We start from the raw sequence: 2,707 nt of genomic DNA, 5'->3' as shown, positions 1-2,707 counted from the left end.
ATAATTAAAATAACAAAGAAGTTAGTACTACTAAAATGATAAACAAAACACAGGGTAGAGGTGGGAGCACGTGCTCCCACCTACCCATATTATTTACAGGAATATTATTCGCAACAAACTTATTCGCGAACAGTTGGGAAAGAGCTTACGGCGGAACCGAAGGCGATATAGGCCGTTCAGTCCAACAGACTACTGACGGAGGATTTATTGTTGCAGGAGGTACATCCTCTTTCGGCGCAGGTTATGAGGATGTTTATCTTTTAAAGATAGATTCCAACGGGGATACTCTCTGGACAAAAACTTTTGGCGGAAGTGGTAATGATTATGGAATTTCGGTTAAACAAACAAAAGACGGAGGATATATTATAACGGGAGCAACGGCTTCTTATGGTACTAGTGTAAAAAATGTATATCTTATAAAAACGGATTCAATAGGCGATACGCTTTGGACACGTGTTTATGATAACGAAGATTATAACGAAGGGGAATCAGTTCAACAAACCGCAGATGGTGGATATATCATTGCAGGGGTATCATACAATAGTGGCACAGGGGGGAATATGAATATATATTTTTTAAAGACTGATTCTTCGGGTGATACCCTGTGGACGAAAACTTACAGCAATGCTTCCTATTATTACCGCGCATCAGTTCAAGCTGTTTCAGGTGGGAAAGATGGGTTTATTATTGCAGGGGGCAAACATCCCAAAATTTATCTTATAAGAACGGATTCCTTAGGAGATACTTTGTGGACAAAAGCTTATGGCGGAACTCCGCAGTTATCGGGCGCTTCTATTCGTCAAACGTCGGATAGTGGATTTATAATCGCGGGAGAAAGATACTTAGGTGACGTTTGTCTTCTTAAGATTAATTCAAATGGAGATAGTCTCTGGACAAGCATTTATGGTGGACTTCACTTGCAGTTTGCTTATGATGTCCAGGAATGTTTTGACAAGGGATTTATAGTTGTAGGGGGAAATGGCGAATGTTATGGAGAAGGTTCATGGTATGGTCTTTATCTCACAAAAACAGATTCGGTAGGCTCTCTTTTATGGGAAAAAACTTTTGGTCTTCCAACAGGATATTCCGTGCAACAGTGTGCCGACAGTGGTTATATTATTACAGGAGCTTCAAATGGAGGGGATGTCTATGTCTTAAAAACAGGCCAGATAGGAGTGGAGGAAAGTAAAGAGTTGAAAGTTCAGAGTCCAGAGTTAAGAGTTATAAAAAATAAAATTTATTTGTCTCTTTCTAATGACTATTACCCTAGTACCCTAATAACTATTTATGATTTAACAGGTAGACTTAAAGAGACCGTCTATTCCGGCACCCTAACCAAAGGCAATTATACCTTCACGCCCAACATCCACAAAAGCGGAATTTATTTTGTGAGACTTTCTACTATTTGTCATTCTGACACTGAACGTAGTGAAGGGGAAGAATCTAATATAATAACAGAAACAAAGAAACTGATATTAGTAAAATAATAATGGGTAGCCGAGGCTTTTATGCCTCGGAAATTGAGCGACCTATGAATGGTGGTAATAGGATAATTATGAGAAAAATATTTTTGATTATTTTAGGTTTAATTATCTTTACAAAAATGAGTTATGCCGTCAACAGCTGGACAACACAGTATTCTTCCGGTTATGTTTATGACATAAGTTTCCCCGACTCTCTTCACGGATGGGCAGTAGAATTAAAAAAATCAGCCCCATATGGCAAAGAGTTTAATAGAATACTTTTTGCCAACGACGGGGGTAAAACATGGACTGTACAACCAACAGCCTTTACAGACACAAGCTCTCCTACTTTTATAACCAGCATTTGTTTTGCCAATTCTTTAAAAGGATTGGCAGGCGGATGGTGGTGGACAAATCAAACTGCCTCCGGCTACGTTGGTACAGGTTGGGCATTAGTATCCACAGAAAATGCTTTCGGCACATATGGTTGGACAGGATCGGACATAGTCTCGCATTATCAGAGTGGAGGCGTTATAGATATAGAAACGGCAGCGGGCAAATTTTTTTGGAGTTCTGGTGAATCGGGTTTATGTGGAATTTCTTTTTATGTAAATCGAAGATATATAGGTTGGCAGTGCATAGGACCAATATGTTTTGTAGATACTTCCTACGGTTGGGTTTGTTGTGATGTTCAGTTGTTCAAAACTACCAAAGGCGTCGATAGTTTACATTCTTTATTATATCGCTTTTCAATGAATGACATAGACTTCATAGACTCCCTTCACGGCTGGGCAGTCGGAAATTCCGGAAAAATATTATATACCGATAACGGCGGGGTTGACAGTGTATGGGACACCTTGACAAGCGGAGTAACTAATAACTTAACCTGCGTAAAATTTGTTGATTCTTTGAATGGATGGGCAGGTGGAGATGGAATCATTTTAAGAACCCGCGACGGTGGAAAAAACTGGGTGACGGAATATTCGGGCACTGTGTCTAAAATATGCGCTTTAGATACAATTTATGCATGGGCATTAAGCGTCGGGAATATACTGAAATATAACCCCGTTATAGGAATAGAAGAACGACAGTTGCCGGTGGTCGGTGGACAGTTGTCAGTTATAAAAAATAAAATTTATTTGTCTCTTTCTAATGACTATTACCCTAGTACCCTAATAACTATTTATGATTTAACAGGTAGACTTAAAGAGACCGTCTATTCCGGCACCCTAACCAAAGGCAAT

General features: G+C 39.4%; 2 protein-coding genes. Both read left to right on the top strand.

Annotated elements, in window-relative coordinates; all coding sequences use genetic code 11:
• The first annotated feature begins 35 nt into the window (after positions 1-35).
• Entirely contained in the window at positions 36-1,487 is a 1,452-nt protein-coding gene (locus WC614_14120; protein ID MFA5034140.1) for a T9SS type A sorting domain-containing protein, read from the top strand.
• Positions 1,488-1,555: 68 nt separating this feature from the next.
• Positions 1,556-2,707 (top strand): YCF48-related protein (locus WC614_14115; GenBank protein MFA5034139.1); only part of this gene is annotated, 1,152 nt, incomplete at its 3' end.

The sequence above is a fragment of the bacterium genome, assembly GCA_041649255.1.
In the GTDB taxonomy this organism is placed as follows: Bacteria; Hydrothermota; UBA3073; order JACQXS01; family JAQTXJ01; genus JAQTXJ01.
This window is presented reverse-complemented; position numbering and strand designations above follow the sequence as displayed.